Here is a 21,500-nt window from a genome sequence, read left to right on the forward strand (position 1 = left end):
CCACGGGAACCGCCTCCTTGCACTGAGCGGATGGTAAGAGATTTGAACTCTTGGTACGGGGTTACCGCACACTGGTTTTCAAGACCAGCTCCTTAGGCCGCTCGGACAACCATCCAGACCCAAAAAGTATACGCCAGCCGCGGCGTGCCGCCGGACAGCCACGCCCCGGCGGTCACAAACCGGGGTCGGGATTTCCCGGGGGTTAGAGTTGCCCCAACAAGGAAGGCCGCGGGTGCCGAGGCCCTGAAGCACGGGCCTCCGGGCCGAGCCCGCGAGCGAAGCGAACGATGTCGGGAGACGACCATGACGATGATGCGTGCCATTGAATACCGGGGTTCAGGCGGTCCCGAGGTGCTGACCGAGGCCGAACGGCCCATGCCGGTCCCCGGGCCGGGGGAGGTGCTCATCAAGGTGGCGGCCTTCGGGCTGAACCGCGCCGACGTGCAACAGCGCCGGGGTGTCTACCCGCCGCCACCGGGTGCCAGTGACATCCCGGGGCTGGAGGTGTCGGGCACCGTCGAAGCATTGGGCGAGGGCGCCGTCGGCATCACCGTGGGACAGCGGGTCTGCGCCCTGCTGGCCGGCGGCGGGTACGCCCAGTATGTTGCCGTTCCGGCGGGGCTGGTCCTCGAGGTCCCCGAGACCGTGGACCTTCTCGATGCGGCAGGCTTCATGGAAGTCGCCTGCACCGTGGTGTCCAACCTCTTCCTGGAAGCCGGTCTGGCCCGCGGCGACGCCGTGCTGCTGCACGGAGGGGCCGGAGGCATCGGGTCGATGGCCATCCAGTTGGCGGCGGCGGCCGGTGCCAAGGTCCTGGTGACAGCCTCCAGCGAGGAAAAGATCGCCCACTGCCTGGCCCTCGGGGCCGCCGCGGGCATCAACTACCGCGATGAGGACTTTGCCGAGCGCACCCGGGAGCTCACCGACGGCGCCGGGGCCGACGTGATTCTTGACGTCGTGGGCGCCAAATACCTGGAGTCGAATGTGCGCGCGCTGGCCCAGGACGGGACCCTGGTGGTCATCGGCCTGCAGGGAGGCGCCAAGGCCGAGCTGAACCTCGGCGCGTTGATGGCCAAGCGTGCCCGGGTCGTGGGCACCACCCTGCGCGCCCGGCCGCTGGAGCAAAAGGCGGAAATAGTCGCGGCGGTGAAGGAACATGCCCTGCCGATGCTGGCCGACGGCAGGCTTGACCTGTCAATCGACCGGCGTTTTCCCTTCACAGAGGCCCGTTCGGCGCATGAATACTTCGATTCGGGGAATCACACGGGGAAAATCATCGTAAAGATCTGAATCTGTTTTTCCCAAGGGCTACGGTGTATCACAAGGGGCAGTGTCGCGGACCACAAAGGTTCGCGGCACGCGCCCGCAGGATCACTCGCATTGTCCGATCCATCAGTCACTTGAGAGGAAAACATGAGCACGTCCCAACCTTCTGCTCCAGGGCTTCCCCCGGCAGGCGTAGACCCGCAAGTTGCGGATGCCGAGGAACGCAAATGGACTCCGGCCAAGATTGCCCTGTGGGTGGCGATTTCGCTGCTTGGCGGCGTGGCCTGGGCCATCCTGGCATTTTCCCGCGGGGAGACCATCAACGCTATCTGGTTCGTCTTCGCGGCGGTGTGCACCTACCTGGTGGCCTACCGCTTCTACTCCAAGTTCATTGAGCGCAAGATCGCCAAGCCCAATGACTTCCGGGCGACCCCGGCCGAGTACAACAACAACGGCAAGGACTACATGCCGACCGACCGCCGGGTGCTCTTCGGGCACCACTTCGCGGCGATCGCCGGCGCCGGCCCGCTGGTGGGCCCGATCCTCGCGGCCCAGATGGGTTACCTTCCGGGCACCATCTGGATCATCATCGGCGTGGTCTTGGCCGGCGCGGTCCAGGACTACCTGGTCATGTTCTTCTCCATGCGCCGCGGGGGACGCTCGCTGGGCCAGATGGCCCGCGAGGAACTGGGCGTCATTGGCGGCACCGCCGCACTGATCGCGACGCTGGCCATCATGGTCATCATCGTCGCCATCCTGGCCCTCGTGGTGGTCAATGCGTTGGGCGAGTCCGCCTGGGGCGTGTACTCGGTGGGCCTGACCATCCCCATCGCCCTGTTCATGGGTGTCTACCTGCGCTTCATCCGCCCGGGCAAGGTCATGGAAATTTCCCTGATCGGCTTCGTGCTGCTGATGTTTGCCATCATTTCCGGCCGCTGGGTTGCCGAGTCCGCCTGGGGCGCCGAGCTCTTCCACCTGGACCGCACCACCCTGGCCTGGTTCATCATCGTCTACGGCTTCATCGCCGCGGTGCTCCCGGTGTGGCTGCTGCTGGCCCCGCGCGACTACCTCTCCACGTTCATGAAGATCGGCGTCATCGGCCTGCTGGCCGTGGCCATCATCGTGGTCCGCCCGGAGATCAGCGTCCCGGCGATTTCCGAGTTCGCGGGCTCCGACAAGGGCCCGGTGGTTGCCGGGCACCTCTTCCCGTTCCTCTTCGTCACCATTGCCTGCGGCGCCCTCTCCGGGTTCCACGCGCTGATCTCCTCGGGAACCACCCCGAAGATGGTGGAGAAGGAAAGGCAGACCCGCTTCCTGGGTTACGGCGGCATGCTCATGGAATCCTTCGTGGCCATCATGGCGCTGGTTGCGGCGATCTCCATCGACCGCGGCATCTACTTCGCGATGAACTCCTCGGCTGCGGCCACCGGCGGCACCGTGGAAGGGGCAGTGGCGTTCGTGAACTCGCTGGGCCTGACCGGGGTGAACCTGACCCCGAGCATGCTCACCGACCTGGCGGCGGGCGTGGGCGAGGAATCCGTGGTCTCCCGCACCGGCGGCGCCCCGACCCTGGCCGTGGGCATCGCGCACATCATGAACCAGTGGTTCGGCGGGCCGGCGATGATGGCCTTCTGGTACCACTTCGCCATCATGTTCGAGGCACTGTTCATCCTCACCGCGGTGGACGCGGGAACGCGTGTGGCCCGCTTCATGCTGCAGGACACCATCGGCAACTTCATCCCGAGGTTCAAGGACACCTCCTGGCGTCCCGGCGCCTGGGTCTGCACGGCCATCATGGTCGCGGCCTGGGGGTACATCCTGATCCTCGGCGTCACCGACCCGCTGGGCGGGATCAACACCTTCTTCCCGCTCTTCGGCATCTCCAACCAATTGCTGGCTGCCATCGCGCTGGCCGTGGTCATGACCATCGTGGCCAAGCGCGGGAACTTCAAGTACCTGTGGATCGTGGTGCTTCCGCTGGCCTTCGCCACGGTGGTCACCGTGTACGCCTCGTTCCTGAAGATCTTCTCCCCGGTCCCGGCCGTGGGCTACTTCGCCCAGCACAACGCGTTCAAGGGCGCCCTGGAACGCGGGGAAACCACGTTCGGAACCGCGAAGAACGTCGAGGCCATGGAGGCAGTGGTGCGTAACACCGGCGTCCAGGGCTGGCTCTCGGTGATCTTCCTGCTGCTTTCGCTGATCGTGATCGTCGCAGCCATCATCGCCACCATCCGGGCCTACCCGAACGGCGGCGGGGCCGACACGGAGGACCCGGAGATCCCTTCGAGGATCTACGCACCGGCCGGCCTGGTTTCTTCCCCGGCGGAGAAGGAGCTGGAGAAGGCCTGGAAGCAGGTTCCCCCGGAACACCAGATGGCACGCGGGGGACACTGACCATGGACACCGCAGGACGAACCCCGCCGGTCGGAGGCACCTCGGTGCTGGCGCGCGGGCTGTCCGCAACGGGCAACATCGCCCGGGGGATCGTGCGCTACCTCGAGGGGGTGCTGGGGGCGGACAAATACCGTGTGTACCTGGAACACCAGGCCCGCACCCATCCGGGTGTCGCTCCCATGGGCGAACGGGAGTTCTGGCGCGACTACACCGACTGGCAGGAGAAGAACCCGCAGGGTCGGTGCTGCTGACCATCAGCATTGCGCACGCTAGCGCAGAGGGGGCCGGGGGCCGGTGGACACTGTCCGCCGGCCCCCTGCTGTTGGCGCGGGCCGCCCGAAGCCGCCCGGGAACCGTCTCGCCGGCCGCGGTCCCCGGCCGGCGGGGTACCCACAGGGAAATCTTCCTGCCGGACCGGGGGATCGCATGGCAAGATGGAGCCATGAGCGAGCACAGTGAACAGATCCCCGATCCCAACGCTGCATCGAACATTCCTGCGCCCGATGAATCGGCCTGGCCCTTCCAGGCAACGGCCGGGGCGGGAACGCGTCCGGAAACCCCGTCGACGGGTCCTGTCGATCAGCCCGCCGCACCGGGGGCCTCCCGCGGTGCACCTGACGGGCACGCTCCCGGCAGGGAGGCCGTGCAGGTGGGGAGCATCGGCGAGCCTGCCAAGCTCATGCGCATTGGCGGGATGATCAAGCAACTGCTCGAGGAGGTGCGTACCGCACCGTTGGACGAGGAGGCCCGCACCCGGATGGCCGACATCCACGAACGCTCCGTCCACGAGCTGGAGACCGGGCTGTCGCCGGAACTTGCCGAGGAACTCCACCGCATCCGGTTGCCCTTCGCCGACGGGGAGACGCCCTCGGAGGCCGAGCTTCGCGTGGCGCAGGCCCAGCTGGTCGGCTGGCTCGAAGGCGTCTTCCATGGACTGCAGGCGGCGATGGCCGCCCAGCAGCTGGCCAACCAGCAGCTTGCCCAGCGCGTTGCCATGCGCCAGCTTCCACCGGGCACCCAGGTGGCCCCCGGGATCGTCATCAACGAGGCGGGCGAGCCCGAACGCATGACCCAGGGCGGCCCGGGCACGCCTCCGGGTCCCGAGCGACCGACGCAGGGTCCGGGCGCCGACGGCGACGGCGGGTTTGGGCAGTACCTCTAGACTGGAATTGGCAACACGGGTAGCGATTTGTTCCTCGGGCATCTTGATCCACCGGGGGACATCATGGCAATAACAAAGGCAAACACGTAGATGGGGCTGTTCTCCTCCGTTCGCGGCGCACGCCGCGACAACAAGGAACTCGGCGATGGCGTCTGGCGCCGTGCCTATGACAGGTTCGGGCGCTCGCTGGATCGGGTGCACCAGGTCCTCGAGGGCATCGAGGACGACGACCTGCACAATGCCCTGATCCTCATCGCCAACCACCTGGCCGAGCTCCAGGCACGGGTGCGCGTTGTGTGCGTCGCCGCCCAGGCCAAGTCCCCGAGCACCGGCGAGGACGTCCCGCACGATCTTTACGCCGTGCACCGCTTGCTCTCCAAGGCCGCCAACGACCTGGCCACCACCGCCCAGGTCGCCGCCATGGCCCGCCTCGACGGGGAACGCTGGGGCTATGCGTCGGCGGGGCTGGAGAACGTTGCCATGCGTGCGGACCTGGTGGCCGACGGCATCGGCGCGGCCGAGGCCGAGATGGCCAAGCACTAGGGGCCGGGGCCGCGGTGCCTTCCGGTTTCGCCCAGCGCTGATCATTCCCGCCGCCGGCAATTCCAGTCAATGCACGGTGGCAGGATGGGAAACATGACGAATCTTGTATCCCCAGATCTCACTTTCCACGACGGCCACACCATTCCCCAGCTTGGCTACGGGGTCTGGAAGGTCGAAGACGACGTGGCAACCGACGTGGTCCAGCAGGCCTTCGCCGCCGGATACCGCCACATCGACACCGCCCGCATCTACGGCAACGAGGAGGGCGTCGGCCGCGCCATTGCAGCCACCGACGTGCCCCGCGAGGACATGTTCATCACCACCAAGGTCTGGAACGCCGACCAGGGCTTCGACTCGACCCTGGCCGCCTTCGACGCCTCCCTGGAGCGCCTGGGCCTGGAGTACCTCGACCTGTACCTGATCCACTGGCTGCAGCCCAAGCAGGGCAAGTACGTGGACACCTGGAAGGCGCTCATCGAGCTGCAGAAGACCGGCCGCGTGAAGTCCATCGGCGTCTGCAACTTCACCGTCGAGGCGCTCGCCGAACTCGAGGATGCCACCGGCGTGCTGCCGGTGATCAACCAGGTCGAGACCCACCCGTACTTCCCGCAGGCCGAACTGCGCGAATTCGAGGCCTCCAAGGGCATCCTGCACCAGTCGTGGTCGCCCCTGGGCCAGGGCAACGAACTGCTCAACGACCCGGCACTGTTGGCCATCGCCGAAAAGCACAACGCGTCCGTCGCCCAGGTCGTCATCGCCTGGCACCTTGCCCTGGGCAACGTGGTCATCCCGAAGTCGGTGACCCCCTCGCGCATCGTGGAGAACCTGGCCGGCCTTGGAGTGTCCCTGGACGCCGAGGACCTGGCCGCCATCAACGCCCTGGACAAGGGCGCGGAAGGCCGCATCGCGGCCGACCCGGCAGTCAGCGACTTCGCCTAGCCAGCCAACGGCTGCCCGGCAACGGATGAGCGCCAAGACAAGTGTGTGTGGGGACCCGGCAGCGGGTCCCCACACGCGCTTAAGGGGTACTCCGGCCCCGGCGGCCCGGGGCGCGGCGCCCCGTGGATTTGGGGTAAAAAATCGCCAAATTCCCAGGAAATTTCTTGTTGCGCGGACGATGGAGTGATGCTAAAAAAGTTAATACCCGCAGCCACACGGGGCAGCGGGATCGGCAAACGACAAAGCTGTGAAGGAGAGAACAATGTTGATGCGCTCAGATCCGTTTCGTGAACTCGACAAGCTCGCCCAGCAGGTTTGGGGGACAACGGCCAGGCCGGCGGCGATGAGCATGGACGCCTGGCGTGAAGGTGACAAGTTCCGGATCGAGTTTGACCTCCCGGGGGTAAGCCCCGATTCGATCGACCTGGATGTCGAAAACAACGTCGTGACCATCAAGGCCGAACGTGATGCACTGGGCGACGAGGTCGAAATCCTTGCCGCCGAACGCCCCCGGGGAGTGTTCAGCCGCCAGCTGGTGCTGGGGGAGAACCTCGATACGGAGAACATCGACGCCAGCTACGACGCGGGTGTGCTGACCCTGCAGATTCCGGTCGCCGAACAGGCGAAGGCACGCAAGATCGCCATTACCAGCAAGGAGTCCGACCGCCAGTCCATCGGCGCCTGAGGTCCCGGAGATGGGTCACCTGACGGGGACGGCCCGCTCCCGGCATCAGTAAATGCGGGTGTTGGCCACATGGCACACCGCGGCGCCTCCGGCGCATTGTCGGGCCGGGGCTGGCGTCGTCCCCTTCGAAGATGGTCCCGTTCCCCGGCAGGGGACGGGACCATCTTCAGCATCCCCGTTAAGGCCCGCGCCCGACCCCGGCGCGATGATACGAAAGGCATTCCCGTGGAATCCCGCAACCCCTATGCGGTGCTTCGCCTGGATCCGCAGGCCAGCGCCGCGGAGATCTCCCGTGCCTACCGGGCCCAGATGCGGCTGCACCATCCCGACACCAGGCCGGGGCCAGATGGCCCGGAGCAGGAAGCGCTGGAGCGTTCCCGGCTGCAGTCGGTGATGGACGCCTATGCGGTCCTGGGCAACGCCGCCGCCCGGTCCGACTACGATCGCGAACACCCAGCAGCCCGCCGGACCGCGGGGCCTGCGGGGGCCAGGCGGGTTTCCCGCACGACCCGGCCCGAGGTGGTGGCGGGGCCCTTGGTCTGGACCCTGCCCCCGGAAAGGAGGAAGCCGTGAATTCCTGGCATCGCTACGATGCGCCGCTGCTGCCCGAGTTCCTTGAGCGTTTTGAGGCGCGTTGGGGGCAGGGGACGGCACCGTTCCTGGATCCCGAGATCCATGAACTGCCCGTTCCCCGTGCGCAATGGGTCAACGCGGATACGGGGGCCGCCCTGGCCGTGGTGCCGATGTGGACCGTGGACGAGCGGCGCCGCTGTTTCGCCGTGCTCTACCTGCCGCCCGTGAGCGGGATCTGGCTCTTGCGCCCCGGAATCACCGACTACGTCGAGTCCCGGGAGGAGGAGGAACTGAGGCTTCGCAACGACGCGTTCAAGAAGGCGGTGGACCACGCCAGGGCGTTCATCCACGGCGCCGGGCCATAGCCCGCCACGACCGCACCGGGCGGTCCGGACGGAATCGAACGCACGAGGGCCCGCCACCTGACGGTGACGGGCCCTCGTGTCGAAGAAACGAGCCTCCTGCCAGAATCGAACTGGCGACCTTTTCATTACGAGTGAAACGCTCTACCAACTGAGCTAAGGAGGCACCGTGGCGCGCGAGCACCACAAGTGAACACTTTATAGGAACCTGTCCTCGGCGGTCAAAACGACTCGATGGGAACGTGCCTCAGCAGGTCAATCCGTCGGCCGGGACGGTGCCCTCGAGGAAATAGGATTCCACGGCGTCGGCGATGCAGCCGTTGGAGCGCCCGTACGCGGTGTGCCCATGGCCCTCAAAGGTCACCAGCGAGGCCGATGCCAGCTGCTCGGCCAGCGCCTGGCTCCACTCGTACGGGGTGGCGGGGTCGCCGGTGGTGCCGATGACCACGATGGGCGCGGCGCCCTCGGCGGTCAACTTTCCCGGCTTACCCGTGGCGGGGTACTTCCAGTCCTGGCAACCCACGGCTCCATAGGCCAGGTACTTGCCGATGGTCGGGGCGGCCTGGACCAGGTCGCGGGCGCCTGCACGCATTGCGGGGACGTTGGCGTCCATCGGGTAGTCCAGGCAGTTGACGGCGGTGAATGCCGCGGTGCCGTTGCCGGTGTAGCTGCCGTCCGCCTCGCGGCCGGCGGTCAGGTCGGCGAAGTACTGGATGTCGTCCACGTTCCCCGCGGCCACGTTGCGCAGTGCCTCGGTGAGCATGGGCCAGGTGGAATTGTCGTAGAGCGGGACGATGAATCCGTTGACGAAGTCGATGATGGGCACGCTGCGCCCGTCGCTGCCGACCAGGGGCTCGGCCTCCACCTCGGCGAAAATCCCGCGCAACTGCCCCAGGGCGTCCTCCAGCTCGCCGGTGAACGGGCAGTCGCCCGAGTCCAGGCAGTCCTGCATGTAGGCGCGGATCTCGTTCTCGAACCCGATGGCCTGGCCCATGGTGATCTCTTCGTTTTCCAGCGTGGGGTCAAGGGCCCCGTCCAGCACCATGCGGCCGACGTTGCCGGGGAAGAGCTGGGCGTAGTTGGCTCCCAACGACGTGCCGTAGGAATAGCCCAGGTAGTTCAGCTTCGCGTCCCCGAGCACCGCGCGCATCACGTCCAGGTCGCGTGCGGCGGACACGGTGTCGACAAAGCCCAGGGCGGCGCCGGTCCGCTCGGCACACAGCGCCGCATACTCGGCGCTCGCCCGGCGCATTTCCTGAAGCCCCGCATCCGTGCCGGGGTCGAACTGCTCGGCGCGGCCGGCGTCCTGTTCGGCCGGATCCTCGCAGGTAACCGGCGTCGAGGAACCGACCCCGCGCGGGTCAAAGCCAACGACGTCAAAGCCGCGCTGCAGTTCCTGGCCGAACATGCTCGGGACCGCTTCGCGGACGGTTTCCAGCCCGGAGGCCCCCGGTCCGCCGGGGTTCACCAGCAGGGAGCCGGCGGCGTCCTTGTCCCCGGGGCGCTTGTTCAGGGCCAGGGTCATGGTGTCCCCGGACGGGTTGGCGTAGTCCATGGGAACGCTCAGCTCGGTGCACAGCAACGCCCCTCCGCAGGAGGTCCAGTCCAGGTCCTGCGTGTAAAACTTTTCCAGGCCCGCAGGGATGGAGGTCCGGGGCGCGGTGGCGTCGGGCGCGGTGGTCGCCGGTGCCGATTCGAGGACCGGGGCCGTGGCAGCGGAGCAGGAACCCAGCAGCAAGGCAACGGCTCCCAGCGTGGCAATCACGGACAGGCGGCGGCGGGATGCTCTCATGCGGACTTCAGGCTCCTGGGGGGACGCAATGCGGCTGACGGTGGAAAAGATCGGGGGAATGCAGGCTATTTGGCCGGGCGCAGCGTGACCATCATGGCCTCGATGGCCAGCAGCGGGGCCACATTGGCGCCGATGCGCGCCCGCGCCTCGGCGATCGCATCGATCTTCGCGATCGTGGCCTCGGGCCGCGAGGCATGGGCGTAGGCATGCAGGGGATCGGACAGGTAGTCGTTGACCAGCTCGGTGGAGGCGTGAAGCTGCAGCATCAGCACATCGCGGAAGAACGTGGTCATGTCGATGAGCGAACGGTCCAGCGCGTCGTGGGTGGCACGCCGGGCACGACGCTTGGCGTTTTCCTGCAGCGCCTTGAACGCGCTGCGCTGCTGCGGCGGCACCGGGGCGTCGGCCTCCAGCCCCAGCGCGGTGCGCAGGGCGGTGGCCTCGGACTCGGCGCGTTCCGTCGAGGACGCGGTGGCCTCCGCGGTGGAAAGCTCCACCAGCTCGGCCGCGGCCATGACCGCGTCCGAGACGCTGCGAATGCGCAGCGGCAGGCGCACCGTGGTGTCGCGGCGGCGGCGCGCGTCCGGGTCCCGGGCCAGGCGCCGGGCGATGCCGATGTGCGACTGGGAGATGCGCGCGGCAAACTCGGCCTGTTCCGCGGAGAGCCCGTCGCGGCGCACCAACAGCGCCGCCACCGACTCGCGGGTGGGAACGGCCAGGGACACCGAGCGGCAGCGCGAGCGGATCGTCACCAGCACGTCGGCCGGCGAGGGGGCGCAGAGGATCCAGATGGTGTGCGGGGGCGGCTCCTCGATGGACTTGAGCAGCACGTTGGTGGTGCGTTCGGTCATCCGGTCCGCGTCCTCCACGATGATCACCCGCCAGGGCGCGGTGGAGGGCCGGTCCTGGGCCTTGGTGATCAGTGTCCGGACGTCCTCGATCTGGTAGTTGACCTTCTCGGTGGCAATCAGCGCGACATCCGGGTGCGTGCCGGCAAGCACCGTCACGCAGGCCTTGCAGCTTCCGCAGCCGCGCACCGCCGCATCGGTCCGTTGGCACTGCAGGGCGGCGGCAAAGGCGCGCGCCGCGTTGGATCGGCCGGAGCCCGGGGGGCCGGTGAACAGCCACGCGTGGGCGGGATTGCCCTCGGCGACCGCGCGGCGCAACGCGGCGATGGCCTTGTCCTGGCCCGGCAGGTCGTCCCAGACATCCACCGCTAGGCCCCCGGCCGCTCGGGCAGCGCGGCGACGGACTCGGCGATGGAGGAGGCCAGCTCCCCGACCCCGGTGGCTGCGTCCAGGACCAGGTAGCGGGCCGGTTCGCGTTCGGCGAAGTGCACGAAGGCGTCGCGGATGCGCGAGTGGAATTCGTCGGGTTCGGACTCGAGGCGGTCCTCGGCCACCGGCCGCCCGTCGGCGCCGACGGTGCGGCGGGAGCGGCCGTCGGCCGGGGTCACGTCCAGCAGCACCGTCAGGTCCGGCTGCAGCCCGCCGGTGGCAAAATCGTTGATGGCACGCACGGCGTCCTCGCCCAGCGCCCGGCCGATGCCCTGGTAGGCCAGCGAGGAATCGACGTAGCGGTCGCAGACGACCACGGTGCCCGCGGCCAGGGCGGGGCGGATGACCTGTTCGACGTGGGCGGCGCGGGCCGCGGCATACATCAGGGCCTCGGTGCGCGCATCGACGGTGCCCTGCCCGTGGTCAAGGACCAGGGAGCGCAGCTTCTCGCCGATCGGGGTTCCGCCGGGCTCGCGGGTGTGCAGCACGGTGTGCCCGTTTTTGCGCAGGGCCCGGACCAACAGGTCGGCCTGCGTGGACTTTCCTGCCCCGTCACCGCCCTCGAAGACGATGAAGCGGCCTGCGTTGACGGGGTCTGGCTGCGCGTTGCTCACGCCTTCTAGCCTATCCGCACCGGGCCGCCGCAGGCTCATCGGGTGCGCGCCGGCGCGCGTCATCGGCTGGGGCGCGGGCCGGGCCAGGGAGTAACCTAAAAATCATGACCAGCCCAGAATCCGCGCCGTGGGCCCCGGACACCGTTGTGGTGTCCGCCGGACGCCCGCCGCATGCAGTTGACCAGCCCGTGAACCCGCCCATCGTGCTCTCCTCCACCTTCCATTCGCTGGGGGAGCCGGGCGCCGGGGAGAAGGTCTATGGACGCTTCACCAACCCGACCTGGGACCCGCTGGAAGAAACCATCGCGCAACTCGAGGACTGCGAACTCCCGGCCCTGGCCTACGCCTCGGGCATGGCAGCGGTTGCAGCGGCCCTCTCGCTGCTGCCGGTCGGCGGCACCATCGTGATGCCGTCGCACGCCTACAACGGCTCGCTCTCGCTGGTCGCCGAGCTCGAGGGAACCCTGGGACTCACGGTGCGGCGCGTGGATTTGGCCGACACCGACGCTGCCGTCGCCGCCTTCGCGGGGGCGGACATGGCCTGGCTGGAATCGCCCACCAACCCGATGCTCGAGGTCGCGGACCTGCCGGTGCTGCTGGCCGCCGCCCGCGCGGCCGGGGTGCTCACGGTGGTGGACAACACCTTCTCCACCCCGCTGCGCCAGCGCCCGCTGCAGCAGGGCGCGGACGTGGTGGTGCACTCGGCCACCAAGTACATGGGCGGCCACTCCGACGTGGTCCTCGGGGCCGTGGTGACCCGGGACCCGCAGCTGCATGCCCGCCTGCACGGCATGCGGACGCTGCACGGGGCGATTCCCGGGCCGTTCGAGGCCTGGCTGACGCTGCGCGGCATCCGGACCATGGCCCTGCGGCTGGATCGGGCCGAGGCCAACGCCATGGAACTCGCCAGGCGCCTGTCGGAGCACCCTGCGGTCTCCCGCGTGCGCTACCCGGGGCTGCCGACCGATCCCGGGCACCGGCGTGCCGCTGCCCAGCTGGACGGCTTCGGCGCCATCGTTGCCATCGAGGTCGCCGGCGGGGCGGAAGCCGCCGATGCGATGCTCGCTGCCCTGAGGCTGTGGACCCCGGCCACCTCCCTGGGCGGGGTGGAGTCCCTGGCCGAGCGGCGCCGGCGCCACCCGGGTGAACCGGGCACGGTGCCGGAGAACCTGGTGCGGCTGAGCGTCGGCATCGAAAATGTCGAGGACTTGCACGCCGACCTGGCCGCGGCGCTGGCCCAACGCGGCTAAGCTGAATCACATGGTCTACGCCCACCTCTTTGAGAACTATCTCCTGCTCGCGCTCGGCGTCGTGGCTGCCGTGCTGGCCCTCATGGCGCTCATTGACGCCGTGCGGCACCCGGCCGCCAACTACCTGCGTGAAAACAAGCGCACCAAGACCTTCTGGATGGGCATGACCGCGGCCGCTACCCTGGTCTGCGTGCTCTCGGTGCTCTCCGGGGGCGGCGGCGGAATCTTCCAGCTCATTGGCGCCTGCATTGCGTGCGTGTACCTGGCCGACGTCAAGCCGGCGGTTTCCGGCAAGGGCGGCTACTCCTACTAGGCGGCTCCGGCGCAGGTTTGCCGGCCCCGCTCCCGGATCGCGGCCCCCGTCCCTCCCTCGCCTGCGAGGGAGGGACGGGGGCCGCGATTCCTGTTTGCCGCGGGGGAGCCCCGCCCCGTGCCTAGGCGCGGCGGACCGCGTCGGCGGCCAGCTCGATGACCTCAAGCCGTTCGGCGGGCCCGGCCAGCAGCAGGACGCGCTCGGCCGCGACGCCCTCCAGGATCCCGAGCAGCTGCCCGGGGGAGAGGGGCCCGCCAGGTTCGCCGTGGCGCCGCAGCACCGTGACGACGGCTCCGGTGTGTGCGCGGATCGCCGCGGCTAGCTCGTCGGCATCGGCCCCGGCCACCAGCACCACCTCCCCGGGCCCGCGCCCGGCCGACGGCAGCGCCGGCTCCGCCGCCGTGCGGGCGTGCCGCCAGAGCGCAAAGTGGTATCCGGCCACCAGCCCGGTGGCCACCAGCAGGCCCAGCGGCGCGCGGACGCGTTCGAGCAACCCGTCGCCGCCGGCCTCGCCCAGCATGAACTCGAAGACGCGGAAGCCGATGACCAGCAGCGTCACCAGGGCGATGACCGCGCTGGCGCCGAAGACCAGCACCAGGTAGATCCGCCGGCCCTGCGGGTCCGCCGGCCGCGTCGGGTGCCAGGTGAACCACCACAACGGCCCGCCGATGGCCAGCGAGCTCAGGCCGGCCAGCAGCAGCTCGGTGGGGTCGGTGCCGCCCAGCCGGGTGGTGGCCGTGGCCAGGGCCGCGTTGACGACGACGCCCAGGCCGGACGCCGCGGCGGCCAGCGCAATCCCGGACACGGCGAGCCCGGCGGCCGCGGGCACCGGTTCGGGCCGGGTCCCGGCTACCCGAGCGTGGTACAGCCACGACAGCGTGCCCAGCAGCGCGGCCGCCAGTGCCTCGGGCGCGGGATCCAGCAGCACCGGCACCGGGTCGGTTCGCTCCAGGGCCAGTCGCAGCAGCACGTAGAGCAGGACCCCGGCGCCGCCCAGGGCCACCATCGCGGACCCGGCGACGCCTAGGGCGACCAGGCCCACCGCGGCCAGGCGGGTGCGCAGCTCGCGGGTGCCTTCGCGGACCCAGTGCCACCACCAGACCAGGATCCCGCCGGCGGTCCACACCAGCAAGCCCAGGGCGGCGCGCCACCAGGGGGCGCCAACGGCCGCCAGCTCCCCGTCGGTCCCCGTCGCCTGCTCGAAGAGCACCGCGAGCACCCCGATGGCGGCACCCAGGCCGATCACCAGCCCCACGGCGGTGCCCAGCACGTGCGGAACCTTCGCCAGCGCCACCGGGCCGCGGCCGCGGTGGTGCAGGATCCACCGATGCCACACCCAGACCCCCGTCCACACCAGCCCGTGGCCCAGCGAGGACCGCCAGGAACCGGTGTCCCCGCCCGCCGCGGCGGCCAGTGCCCCGATGCCCAGCGAAACAGCGGTGAGCAGGGAGGCCAGGTACATGGCCGAGACGTAGATGCCCCAGGCCGTGGCGCGGCGCTCGGCGGGGTCGGCCAGCAGGCGCCAGGAGGCCAGGTACGCCACGGCACCCAGCGGCCCGCCGACCAGGGCCAGGGCCAGGGACAGGGCCAGCGACGAGGTATCGCCGGAGGCGATCGTCCCGGACGCGGCGAACAACCTGCCCAGCAGCCCGCCCACGCCGGAGGCGGCGAGGGCGATGAGGACGAAGAGCAGCAGATAGAGGATGAGGCGGCGCAGCGTGCCCAGGGCCGGGGCAGTGGCGCGGCTTCCGCCGGCGTCCGGGGCGCTCATGGCGCGGTCTCCCCGTCCGGGCAGACGAGCAGGGGCCACGGGGCGCTGGAGATCAGCCACCTGCCCCCGGTGCGGGACAGGTCGAAGGATTCCTCGCTGGCGTACTCGGGACTGCCGAAGGGCCCGCCGACATTGGTGTAGGAAATGGAGACCACGACGTCGGCGGTGGTTTCGCGCTGGGTCGTTGACACCAGCGCAACCCGGATGTTCCGTTCGGGGGCGACCGACTCGAACCCCTTGCACCGGGCGTCCTGTCCGGGATCCAGGAAGGCGGCGGCAGCGGCCTCGTCGCCGCCGATGACGGCGGTGACATAACCCTGGACCACTCCTTCGGGGGTGGATGCATCGAGCGGTTTCGGCGTGCCGCGGGTAAGCACCACGACCAATGACACGAGCACGAGTGCGGCAATGACGACTAGCAGCAGGACCAATGCCCTTGCGGGCCGTCCTTCACCTTTGACCATGGAACAAGTATGGGGCCGAACCCCCCGGTTTTCACCCGGTCCGGCCGCGGAAAATCCCGGGCTGGCTAGTTTAGTTCCGCCGGGGCCAGGGCCCCGCTGCGCGGGGCCACGGCTGCCCACTTCACGGTCATTTCGCCCATGCGCCAGCGCGAGGCGGAATCGCAGATGGGCCAGCCGGATTCGCGCAGCGCCCGGCACATGGCCACGAAGCGCTGCTTGTTGCCGAAGGTGGCCAGCGGGGCGGCGGAAAGCCACGCGGCATCGGCCGCGGCCAGGAACTCGTGGATGCGTTCGCCGGCGATGTTGCGGTGGATCAGGGCCTTGGGCAGGCGTTCGGCGACATCGGAGGGGCGGGTGAAGGCGCCAAAGCGCAGGGAAATGCTCAGGGTCTGCGGGCCGTCCTTGGTCACCGCGACCCAGGAACTGCGCCGGCCGATCTCGTCGCACGTTCCCTCGATCAGCACGCCGTGCTCGGTCAGCCGCCCGGCCATGGTCTTCCAGATGCCCGGCACGTCGGCCTCGTCGTACTGCCGCAACACGTTGAAGGCGCGGATCACGGTGGCCTTCGACGCAATGGGGATCTCGAACCCACCCAGCAGGAAGTCGAGGCCTTCCAACTGCAGGGCGGTGCCGCGGGCCACGCGTTCGGGTTCGATCTCGATGCCGACGACGCGTGCCAGGGGGGAGATGGAGCGGACGCGGTCAAAGAACTCGACGGCGGTGGCCGGCGATGCCCCGTAGCCCAGGTCCACCGCAATGGGCGGTGCACCGGTGGTTCCGGGGCGCAGGCGCCAGGCCTGGGGCCCGGTCATCCAGCGGTCCACGCGGCGCATGCGGTTGGGATTGGTCGTCCCGCGGGTCGTATTGCCCAGCGGGCGACCGGTCAGCGACCGTCCGCCGAGCCGAGTCGCTTTCTGAACCATTGCTTTAAGACTAAAGTGTCGCACGCCCCGCCCCGCGCGTGTCACGGAATAAAGTAAGGCACTTCACGCGTCCTAGAATGGGATCCATGACTTACACCCTGATCCTGCTGCGCCACGGGCAAAGCGAGTGGAACGAAAAGAACCTGTTCACCGGTTGGTACGACGTCACGCTCACCGAGCAGGGCCGTGCCGAGGCAACCCGCGGCGGCAAGCTGCTCACCGAGGCCAGGCTGGCCCCGGCGGTGCTGCACACCTCGCTGCTCAAGCGCGCCATCATCACCGCCAACCTGGCCCTGGAGGCCGCGGACCTGAGCTGGATCCCGGTCAAGCGAAGCTGGCGCCTGAACGAACGCCACTACGGCGCGCTGCAGGGCAAGGACAAGGCAGCGACCCTGGCCGAATACGGCGAGGAGCAGTTCATGGAGTGGCGCCGGTCCTACGACACCCCGCCGCCGGCCCTGGCCGACGACTCGGAGTTCAGCCAGATCAACGATCCGCGCTACGCCAACCTGGGCGACGACGCACCGCGCACCGAGTGCCTCAAGGACGTCCTGGATCGCATGCTTCCGTACTGGGAAGACGAGATCAAGCCGGACCTGGCCGCGCACAAGACCGTTTTGGTCACCGCACACGGCAACTCGCTGCGTGCCCTGGTCAAGCACCTTGACCACATCAGCGACGAGGACATCGCCGGCCTCAACATCCCCACCGGCATCCCGCTGGTCTACGAGCTGAACGAGGACTTCACCCCGGTCACCCGCGGCGGACAGTACCTGGACGCGGACGCCGCGGCCGACGCCATCAAGGCCGTGGCCAACCAGGGCCGCTAGCCCGCCACGGCGCCCGCATCCCCTCGGCGGGGACAAACGGGGCCGCGTTCCCACGCCCCACCGGGCCCGGGAACGCGGCCCCGTTTTGCGTGGTGCCCACCAATCGCAGCGGCGGATCCGGTGCCGGGTGGACCGGGGATCCCACTGTGTTCCTTGCCATCGAAATGCGGTGGTCAAGAGCGTCCGGAGCATGCGACTGGTCACAAAACGCGCGCGGGGGGCGTAAATGGCGGAATTGGGACTTGCGCACACGGGTTCATGCTGTACTGTGTCGTCTCGACGTACCCCTGAATCACGTAAGGATTGCATTTCGTGGCAACTGATTATGACGAGGTCCGGCCCGACGTAGCCGAGGCCCGTAAGGCCTCCCTTGAAGCGGTCAAGTCCGCAAACGCTCCAGACGCACGCAGCGTGTCCCGGGACTTGGACGAGGAAGACACCTCTGACGGTGTCGAACTGGCAGGTGCCGACCTGTCGAACGAGGAACTGACCGTCACGGTCGTTCCGCAGAAGGAAGACGAGTTCCTTTGCGGCTCCTGCTTCCTGATCCGCCACCGCACGCTGCTGGCGCGCGAGGCCAACGGCGTGGCGTACTGCCGCGACTGCGAAGGCTAGGGCACACCGCGCCCCACCAGCGCCTGAAACGACTGCCGCTGCATCATTGCCCCCAAACCGTGCGCCCGCACGAGGGGGACGGATGTGGCGGTTTGGCGTTTAACCGGGACCGATGCACTTGCAAAAACGCGATGGGCCCGCCGTGTGGCGGGCCCATCGCGCGTGGGGGACACCGGCGGAAAGCCGGTGCCGCATAAGCCGTGCGGACTAGAAGACGCTGATGTCCGGATCCCACTCGCCGGTCACCAGGTAGGAGACCTTGCGGGCCACCGATACCCCGTGGTCGCCAAAGCGCTCCAGGTAGCGGCTGGTCAGCGTGACATCTGCGGTCGTCGGCCCGGAATGTGCCCACTCGGGTGCGGCGACGGCCTTGAAGATGGAGGAATGCAGTTCATCGATCTTGGCGTTGAGCTCGATGATCTCGCGGGCGATGGCCAGGTCGCGGGTGTCCAGCAGCTCGCCGAGCTTGCCGGCGATCGCGATGTCGAGCTCCGCCATGGCCTTGAAGGTGGGGGCGATGGACTCGGGGACCACCTGCTGCGGGAAGCGCAGCCGGGCCAGCTGGGCCACGTGGCGGGCCAGGTCTCCCATGCGCTCCAGCGAGGCGCTCATGCGCAGCGAGCCGACGATCATGCGCAGGTCCGAGGCCACGGGGCCCTGGAGCGCCAGCACGTCGATGGCGCGCTCGTCCAGCTGGTTCTGCAGGAAGTCGATCTTGGCGTCCTCGGCAATGACTTCCTGGGCCAACTCGATATCCGCATTCGCAAACGACTCGTAGGCGCGCTCCATCGCCGTGGCCACCAACCGGGACATCTCGATGAGTTCTTCTCCGATTTGCTGCAGATCGGCCTGGAAAACCTTACGCACGCGGGCGTCCTTTCACTACGATTTGTCACCGTGTCCGGCACGGACGACGGAACTGTTCATGTCCATTGTTACAGCACCAGGTGAATCGGCCGGGGAAACGAGGTGAACGTTTCGTGAATGAGTCGCGTCATTGGCCGGTTTGGCGCGGGCGGGCGGTCGATCCCCGGTTAGGCTAGGAGGCGTGAATGATGTCTTGCTATCCCTCGTTGCGGGCCTCGTCGGGTTGGCCCTTGGCATTGTGGGCATCATGGCGTACCGCGGTTCGATGCGCTCCCGCGGCGGCCTCCCCGTGGTCGGCGAACCGATGCTGCCCGAGGGCTCCGCCGAAGTGCTGTCGGTCATTGGCCGCGCCTTTGTCATCCTTGATGAGGTCGACGGGGTGGTGCGCGCCAATCCCGCCTCCTATGCCTATGGGCTGGTGCGCGGACACACGCTCATCCACGAGGAACTGCGCACGCTGGCCCGCAAGGTCCGCGCCGACGGGGTGATTGCCGAGCGCGAATTCGAGCTCCCGCGCGGCACCATGGGCGCAGCGAGCGTGATCATCCACGTGCGGGTCGCCCCGCTGGGCGAGGAATACATCCTGCTGCTGGCCGATGACCGCACCGAGATCACCCGCACCGCCGCGGTCCGCAACGACTTCGTGGCCAACGTGTCCCACGAGCTGAAGACCCCCGTCGGGGCGATCTCCCTGCTGGCCGAGGCCATTGACGGCGCCGCCGACGACGAAACCGCAGTGCGCCGCTTCACCTCGCGGCTGCACAAGGAATCGGCCCGCCTGGCGGCGCTCGTCCAGGACATCATCGAGCTCTCCCGGCTGCAGGGCACCGACGTGGTGTTGATGGGCGAGAACATCGACCTCAACGAGGTCCTGGCCGAGGCGGTTGACCGCAACAAGCTGCCGGCAGAGGAAAAGCGCATCAAGATCTCCGTGGGCGGCACCGTTGAGCAGCCGGTCTTCGGAGACCGCGACCTGCTGATGACGGCGCTGCGCAACCTCATCGACAATGCCATCCGCTATTCGCCCGAGGACACCACCGTGGGCGTGGGGCTGCGCCAGCGAGACGGGCTGATCCAGATCTCCGTGACCGACCAGGGCCCCGGCATCGCCCCGGAGGAGCAGGAACGGATCTTTGAACGCTTCTACCGCATTGATGCGGCGCGCTCCCGCCACACCGGGGGCACGGGCCTGGGCCTGAGCATCGTCAAGCACGTGGTGGCTAACCACGGCGGCGAGATCACGTTGTGGTCCCAGCCCGGACAGGGCTCGACCTTTACGGTGCGCCTGCCGATGCTCGAGGAATCCAGCGAACAAGACAAGTCGCTTCCCGCGTGGAACGATCCCAAACACAACACGGCCCACGCGCCTGGCGCGCTGCCGGAAGGAGGACGGGGATGACCCGTATTTTGCTGGTTGAGGACGAGGAGTCCCTTTCGGATCCGCTGACGTACCTGCTGGAAAAGGAGGGCTTCGAGGTCCGCGTGGCCGACAACGGGTTGGACGCCGTCACCGAGTTCGAGCGCCACGGCGCCGACCTGGTACTGCTTGACCTGATGCTTCCGGGCCAGCCCGGCACCGAGGTGTTCCGCCAGATCCGCACGGTGTCCCAGGTGCCGGTGATCATGCTGACGGCCAAGGACTCGGAAATCGACAAGGTCGTCGGACTGGAACTGGGGGCAGACGACTACGTCACCAAGCCCTACTCCTCCAGGGAACTGGTCGCCCGCATCCGTGCGGTGCTGCGCCGCCAGGGCGAGGGCGACGAGCTGGTGTCCAACATCGTTGCGGCAGGCCCGGTGCGCATGGATGTGGAACGCCATGTGGTCTCGGTGCGCAGCTCGGAGGTGCCGATGCCGCTGAAGGAATTCGAGCTGCTGGAAATGCTCCTGCGCAACGCCGGCCGGGTACTGACCCGCGGGCAGCTGATCGACAGGGTCTGGGGCTCGGACTACGTGGGGGACACCAAGACCCTTGACGTGCACGTCAAGCGCCTGCGTTCGAAGATCGAACCGGAGCCGGCGACCCCGGTGCACCTGGTCACGGTGCGGGGGCTGGGTTACAAGTTCGAGGCATAGCGGCGGCCGCCCGAGGGCAATACCGCAACGGGCCCGCGGGGCGTCAGCAATGACTCCCCGCGGGCCCGTTTTTTGCTGGCTGTCGCGACCTGGTTTTCCGGAAGGCGCGTGAGGATGGCTCGCAGGCGAACTTGCGGCTTGGGCAGCCGATATTGCAAGAGCAAGGGCGATGGGGCCGGAGAATTCTCCAGGTCCATCGCCCTTGCTGTTTGGGTTCTAATTCGTCGACGCCTCGGCGCCGAAGCCGCCTTAGTGTGCCGCGGGCTTCTCCGCGGGGGCCAGGTGCTCGAGGCTCTTCTCGTCAAAGCCGCCCGGGACGAACTCGCGGTATTCCTTGAGGGTTCCGTCAACGACCGGGATGCGGACTTGCTGGGAGCCGGAGCCAACGGCCAGGGTGGCCTCGGCCTGGGCGCCGGGCAGCACGCCGGCGGAGGGAACGGTCTTCTCGTTCTCGGACTTTTCAAGGTTCACGACGCTCTTGGCCGGAATCTTGATGCTGACAGAACCGCTCGAAAGGGTCAGGTCCAGGGTCTGGGCTTCCTTGGTGCTGTTGACCAGGGAGCCGAGCAGTCGGGCCTCGTCGGTGGCGCTCTTGGTGACGAGCATCAGGTTGCGGACTTCGAGGTCGCCGACGTTCAGAACGATTCCGTCGGAAGCGGCGTACTGGAAGGTCGTCGCCTGTTCGTTGATGGCGCCACAGCTGGTGACGCCAAGGGACAACATGGCCAGGGCTGCTGCGGCAACGACGCGGCGTCCACGGTACTTATGTGCGGTCATCACGGCA

Annotated in this window: 23 protein-coding genes and 2 tRNA genes; 15 read left to right on the plus strand and 10 right to left on the minus strand. The window is 68.4% G+C overall.

Annotation, left to right across the window (positions count from 1 at the left end):
• Nucleotides 1-27 precede the first annotated feature (27 nt).
• A tRNA-Ser gene (locus AC6CHY_RS11295) sits at nucleotides 28-115 on the minus strand.
• A gap of 197 nt (nucleotides 116-312) precedes the next feature.
• Here AC6CHY_RS11295 and AC6CHY_RS11300 point away from each other — a divergent pair.
• From AC6CHY_RS11300 to AC6CHY_RS11340, 9 genes are all read left to right on the plus strand, one after another.
• The gene (locus tag AC6CHY_RS11300) at nucleotides 313-1,290 is read left to right on the plus strand and encodes an NAD(P)H-quinone oxidoreductase (RefSeq protein ID WP_217390713.1); all 978 of its coding nucleotides are present in this window, start codon (nucleotides 313-315) and stop codon (nucleotides 1,288-1,290) included.
• Nucleotides 1,291-1,413: 123 nt separating this feature from the next.
• Entirely contained in the window at nucleotides 1,414-3,660 is a 2,247-nt protein-coding gene (locus AC6CHY_RS11305; protein WP_498226737.1) for a carbon starvation CstA family protein, read from the plus strand.
• Between the two features lie 2 nt (nucleotides 3,661-3,662).
• Nucleotides 3,663-3,911, plus strand: a complete 249-nt coding sequence (locus tag AC6CHY_RS11310; RefSeq protein ID WP_498226738.1) for a YbdD/YjiX family protein — start codon at nucleotides 3,663-3,665, stop codon at nucleotides 3,909-3,911.
• Between the two features lie 191 nt (nucleotides 3,912-4,102).
• A complete protein-coding gene (locus AC6CHY_RS11315) occupies nucleotides 4,103-4,822 on the plus strand; it encodes a proteasome activator (RefSeq protein ID WP_498226739.1) in 720 nt (239 codons plus the stop codon).
• 90 nt (nucleotides 4,823-4,912) lie between these two features.
• Nucleotides 4,913-5,365 (plus strand): hypothetical protein, encoded by a 453-nt coding sequence (locus AC6CHY_RS11320; protein ID WP_217390690.1) that lies wholly within the window; start codon nucleotides 4,913-4,915, stop codon nucleotides 5,363-5,365.
• A 93-nt stretch (nucleotides 5,366-5,458) separates the two neighbouring features.
• Nucleotides 5,459-6,304, plus strand: a complete 846-nt coding sequence (locus AC6CHY_RS11325) for an aldo/keto reductase (RefSeq protein WP_498226740.1) — start codon at nucleotides 5,459-5,461, stop codon at nucleotides 6,302-6,304.
• Nucleotides 6,305-6,566: 262 nt separating this feature from the next.
• The gene (locus tag AC6CHY_RS11330; protein ID WP_498226741.1) at nucleotides 6,567-6,989 is read left to right on the plus strand and encodes an Hsp20/alpha crystallin family protein; all 423 of its coding nucleotides are present in this window, start codon (nucleotides 6,567-6,569) and stop codon (nucleotides 6,987-6,989) included.
• Nucleotides 6,990-7,214: 225 nt separating this feature from the next.
• Nucleotides 7,215-7,562: a J domain-containing protein gene (locus tag AC6CHY_RS11335; RefSeq protein ID WP_217390693.1), complete on the plus strand. Its 348-nt coding sequence runs from the start codon at nucleotides 7,215-7,217 to the stop codon at nucleotides 7,560-7,562.
• On the plus strand, nucleotides 7,559-7,927 hold the full coding sequence (locus AC6CHY_RS11340) for a hypothetical protein (protein WP_498226742.1): 369 nt from the start codon (nucleotides 7,559-7,561) through the stop codon (nucleotides 7,925-7,927). Before AC6CHY_RS11335 ends, AC6CHY_RS11340 begins: the two co-directional genes overlap by 4 nt.
• Before the next feature lie 90 nt (nucleotides 7,928-8,017).
• Here the strand turns inward: AC6CHY_RS11340 and AC6CHY_RS11345 are convergent.
• From AC6CHY_RS11345 to tmk, 4 genes are all read right to left on the minus strand, one after another.
• A tRNA-Thr gene (locus AC6CHY_RS11345) sits at nucleotides 8,018-8,090 on the minus strand.
• Between the two features lie 81 nt (nucleotides 8,091-8,171).
• Entirely contained in the window at nucleotides 8,172-9,716 is a 1,545-nt protein-coding gene (locus tag AC6CHY_RS11350) for an alpha/beta hydrolase (RefSeq protein WP_498226743.1), read from the minus strand.
• 65 nt (nucleotides 9,717-9,781) lie between these two features.
• Nucleotides 9,782-10,930: a DNA polymerase III subunit delta' gene (locus AC6CHY_RS11355; protein WP_498226744.1), complete on the minus strand. Its 1,149-nt coding sequence runs from the start codon at nucleotides 10,928-10,930 to the stop codon at nucleotides 9,782-9,784.
• Nucleotides 10,931-10,932: 2 nt separating this feature from the next.
• Nucleotides 10,933-11,607, minus strand: coding sequence for a dTMP kinase (gene tmk, locus AC6CHY_RS11360; protein ID WP_498226745.1), 675 nt, complete (start codon nucleotides 11,605-11,607; stop codon nucleotides 10,933-10,935).
• A gap of 104 nt (nucleotides 11,608-11,711) precedes the next feature.
• On the opposite strand from tmk, the gene AC6CHY_RS11365 reads away from it, so the two are divergent.
• Together AC6CHY_RS11365 and AC6CHY_RS11370 are read left to right on the plus strand one after the other, a co-directional pair.
• Nucleotides 11,712-12,857, plus strand: a complete 1,146-nt coding sequence (locus tag AC6CHY_RS11365; RefSeq protein WP_498226746.1) for a trans-sulfuration enzyme family protein — start codon at nucleotides 11,712-11,714, stop codon at nucleotides 12,855-12,857.
• Nucleotides 12,858-12,867: 10 nt separating this feature from the next.
• Nucleotides 12,868-13,170 (plus strand): DUF2516 family protein, encoded by a 303-nt coding sequence (locus tag AC6CHY_RS11370; protein ID WP_217390698.1) that lies wholly within the window; start codon nucleotides 12,868-12,870, stop codon nucleotides 13,168-13,170.
• Between the two features lie 121 nt (nucleotides 13,171-13,291).
• Here the strand turns inward: AC6CHY_RS11370 and AC6CHY_RS11375 are convergent, their stop codons facing one another.
• From AC6CHY_RS11375 to AC6CHY_RS11385, 3 genes are all read right to left on the minus strand, one after another.
• Nucleotides 13,292-14,941 (minus strand): DUF5671 domain-containing protein, encoded by a 1,650-nt coding sequence (locus AC6CHY_RS11375; RefSeq protein ID WP_498226747.1) that lies wholly within the window; start codon nucleotides 14,939-14,941, stop codon nucleotides 13,292-13,294.
• Nucleotides 14,938-15,405 (minus strand): LpqB family beta-propeller domain-containing protein, encoded by a 468-nt coding sequence (locus AC6CHY_RS11380; protein ID WP_217390700.1) that lies wholly within the window; start codon nucleotides 15,403-15,405, stop codon nucleotides 14,938-14,940. Before AC6CHY_RS11380 ends, AC6CHY_RS11375 begins: the two co-directional genes overlap by 4 nt.
• 65 nt (nucleotides 15,406-15,470) lie before the next feature.
• Nucleotides 15,471-16,328, minus strand: coding sequence for a class I SAM-dependent methyltransferase (locus AC6CHY_RS11385; protein WP_217390701.1), 858 nt, complete (start codon nucleotides 16,326-16,328; stop codon nucleotides 15,471-15,473).
• A gap of 86 nt (nucleotides 16,329-16,414) precedes the next feature.
• On the opposite strand from AC6CHY_RS11385, the gene AC6CHY_RS11390 reads away from it, so the two are divergent.
• Nucleotides 16,415-17,158 (plus strand): phosphoglyceromutase, encoded by a 744-nt coding sequence (locus AC6CHY_RS11390; protein WP_217390702.1) that lies wholly within the window; start codon nucleotides 16,415-16,417, stop codon nucleotides 17,156-17,158.
• Between the two features lie 312 nt (nucleotides 17,159-17,470).
• Nucleotides 17,471-17,773 carry a DUF4193 domain-containing protein gene (locus AC6CHY_RS11395; RefSeq protein WP_071214863.1) on the plus strand — a complete coding sequence of 101 codons (303 nt, stop codon included), beginning with the start codon at nucleotides 17,471-17,473 and terminating at the stop codon, nucleotides 17,771-17,773.
• A gap of 207 nt (nucleotides 17,774-17,980) precedes the next feature.
• On the opposite strand, the gene phoU is transcribed toward AC6CHY_RS11395, so the two are convergent.
• Nucleotides 17,981-18,640 (minus strand): phosphate signaling complex protein PhoU, encoded by a 660-nt coding sequence (gene phoU / locus AC6CHY_RS11400; protein ID WP_217390703.1) that lies wholly within the window; start codon nucleotides 18,638-18,640, stop codon nucleotides 17,981-17,983.
• Nucleotides 18,641-18,821: 181 nt separating this feature from the next.
• On the opposite strand from phoU, the gene AC6CHY_RS11405 reads away from it, so the two are divergent.
• Both AC6CHY_RS11405 and AC6CHY_RS11410 read left to right on the plus strand, forming a co-directional pair.
• Nucleotides 18,822-20,039, plus strand: a complete 1,218-nt coding sequence (locus AC6CHY_RS11405; RefSeq protein WP_336245165.1) for a sensor histidine kinase — start codon at nucleotides 18,822-18,824, stop codon at nucleotides 20,037-20,039.
• Complete coding sequence (locus tag AC6CHY_RS11410) at nucleotides 20,036-20,716, plus strand: response regulator (protein ID WP_217390704.1); 681 nt, start codon at nucleotides 20,036-20,038, stop codon at nucleotides 20,714-20,716. Before AC6CHY_RS11405 ends, AC6CHY_RS11410 begins: the two co-directional genes overlap by 4 nt.
• Before the next feature lie 249 nt (nucleotides 20,717-20,965).
• On the opposite strand, the gene AC6CHY_RS11415 is transcribed toward AC6CHY_RS11410, so the two are convergent.
• A complete protein-coding gene (locus tag AC6CHY_RS11415) occupies nucleotides 20,966-21,493 on the minus strand; it encodes a hypothetical protein (RefSeq protein WP_217390705.1) in 528 nt (175 codons plus the stop codon).
• Between the last annotated feature and the right edge of the window lie 7 nt (nucleotides 21,494-21,500).

It is taken from the genome of Paeniglutamicibacter sp. GQ140, assembly GCF_059759235.1.

Excerpts from the sequence above, each read along its gene's own strand:
- AC6CHY_RS11300 (WP_217390713.1), top strand. The coding sequence starts at position 313 with ATGCGTGCCATTGAATACCGGGGTTCAGGCGGTCCCGAGGTGCTGACC.
- AC6CHY_RS11305 (WP_498226737.1), top strand. The coding sequence starts at position 1,414 with ATGAGCACGTCCCAACCTTCTGCTCCAGGGCTTCCCCCGGCAGGCGTA.
- AC6CHY_RS11310 (WP_498226738.1), top strand. The coding sequence starts at position 3,663 with ATGGACACCGCAGGACGAACCCCGCCGGTCGGAGGCACCTCGGTGCTG.
- AC6CHY_RS11315 (WP_498226739.1), top strand. The coding sequence starts at position 4,103 with ATGAGCGAGCACAGTGAACAGATCCCCGATCCCAACGCTGCATCGAAC.
- AC6CHY_RS11320 (WP_217390690.1), top strand. The coding sequence starts at position 4,913 with ATGGGGCTGTTCTCCTCCGTTCGCGGCGCACGCCGCGACAACAAGGAA.
- AC6CHY_RS11325 (WP_498226740.1), top strand. The coding sequence starts at position 5,459 with ATGACGAATCTTGTATCCCCAGATCTCACTTTCCACGACGGCCACACC.
- AC6CHY_RS11330 (WP_498226741.1), top strand. The coding sequence starts at position 6,567 with ATGTTGATGCGCTCAGATCCGTTTCGTGAACTCGACAAGCTCGCCCAG.
- AC6CHY_RS11350 (WP_498226743.1), bottom strand. The coding sequence starts at position 9,716 with ATGAGAGCATCCCGCCGCCGCCTGTCCGTGATTGCCACGCTGGGAGCC.
- AC6CHY_RS11365 (WP_498226746.1), top strand. The coding sequence starts at position 11,712 with ATGACCAGCCCAGAATCCGCGCCGTGGGCCCCGGACACCGTTGTGGTG.
- AC6CHY_RS11370 (WP_217390698.1), top strand. The coding sequence starts at position 12,868 with ATGGTCTACGCCCACCTCTTTGAGAACTATCTCCTGCTCGCGCTCGGC.
- AC6CHY_RS11375 (WP_498226747.1), bottom strand. The coding sequence starts at position 14,941 with ATGAGCGCCCCGGACGCCGGCGGAAGCCGCGCCACTGCCCCGGCCCTG.
- AC6CHY_RS11380 (WP_217390700.1), bottom strand. The coding sequence starts at position 15,405 with ATGGTCAAAGGTGAAGGACGGCCCGCAAGGGCATTGGTCCTGCTGCTA.
- AC6CHY_RS11385 (WP_217390701.1), bottom strand. The coding sequence starts at position 16,328 with ATGGTTCAGAAAGCGACTCGGCTCGGCGGACGGTCGCTGACCGGTCGC.
- AC6CHY_RS11390 (WP_217390702.1), top strand. The coding sequence starts at position 16,415 with ATGACTTACACCCTGATCCTGCTGCGCCACGGGCAAAGCGAGTGGAAC.
- AC6CHY_RS11410 (WP_217390704.1), top strand. The coding sequence starts at position 20,036 with ATGACCCGTATTTTGCTGGTTGAGGACGAGGAGTCCCTTTCGGATCCG.
- AC6CHY_RS11415 (WP_217390705.1), bottom strand. The coding sequence starts at position 21,493 with ATGACCGCACATAAGTACCGTGGACGCCGCGTCGTTGCCGCAGCAGCC.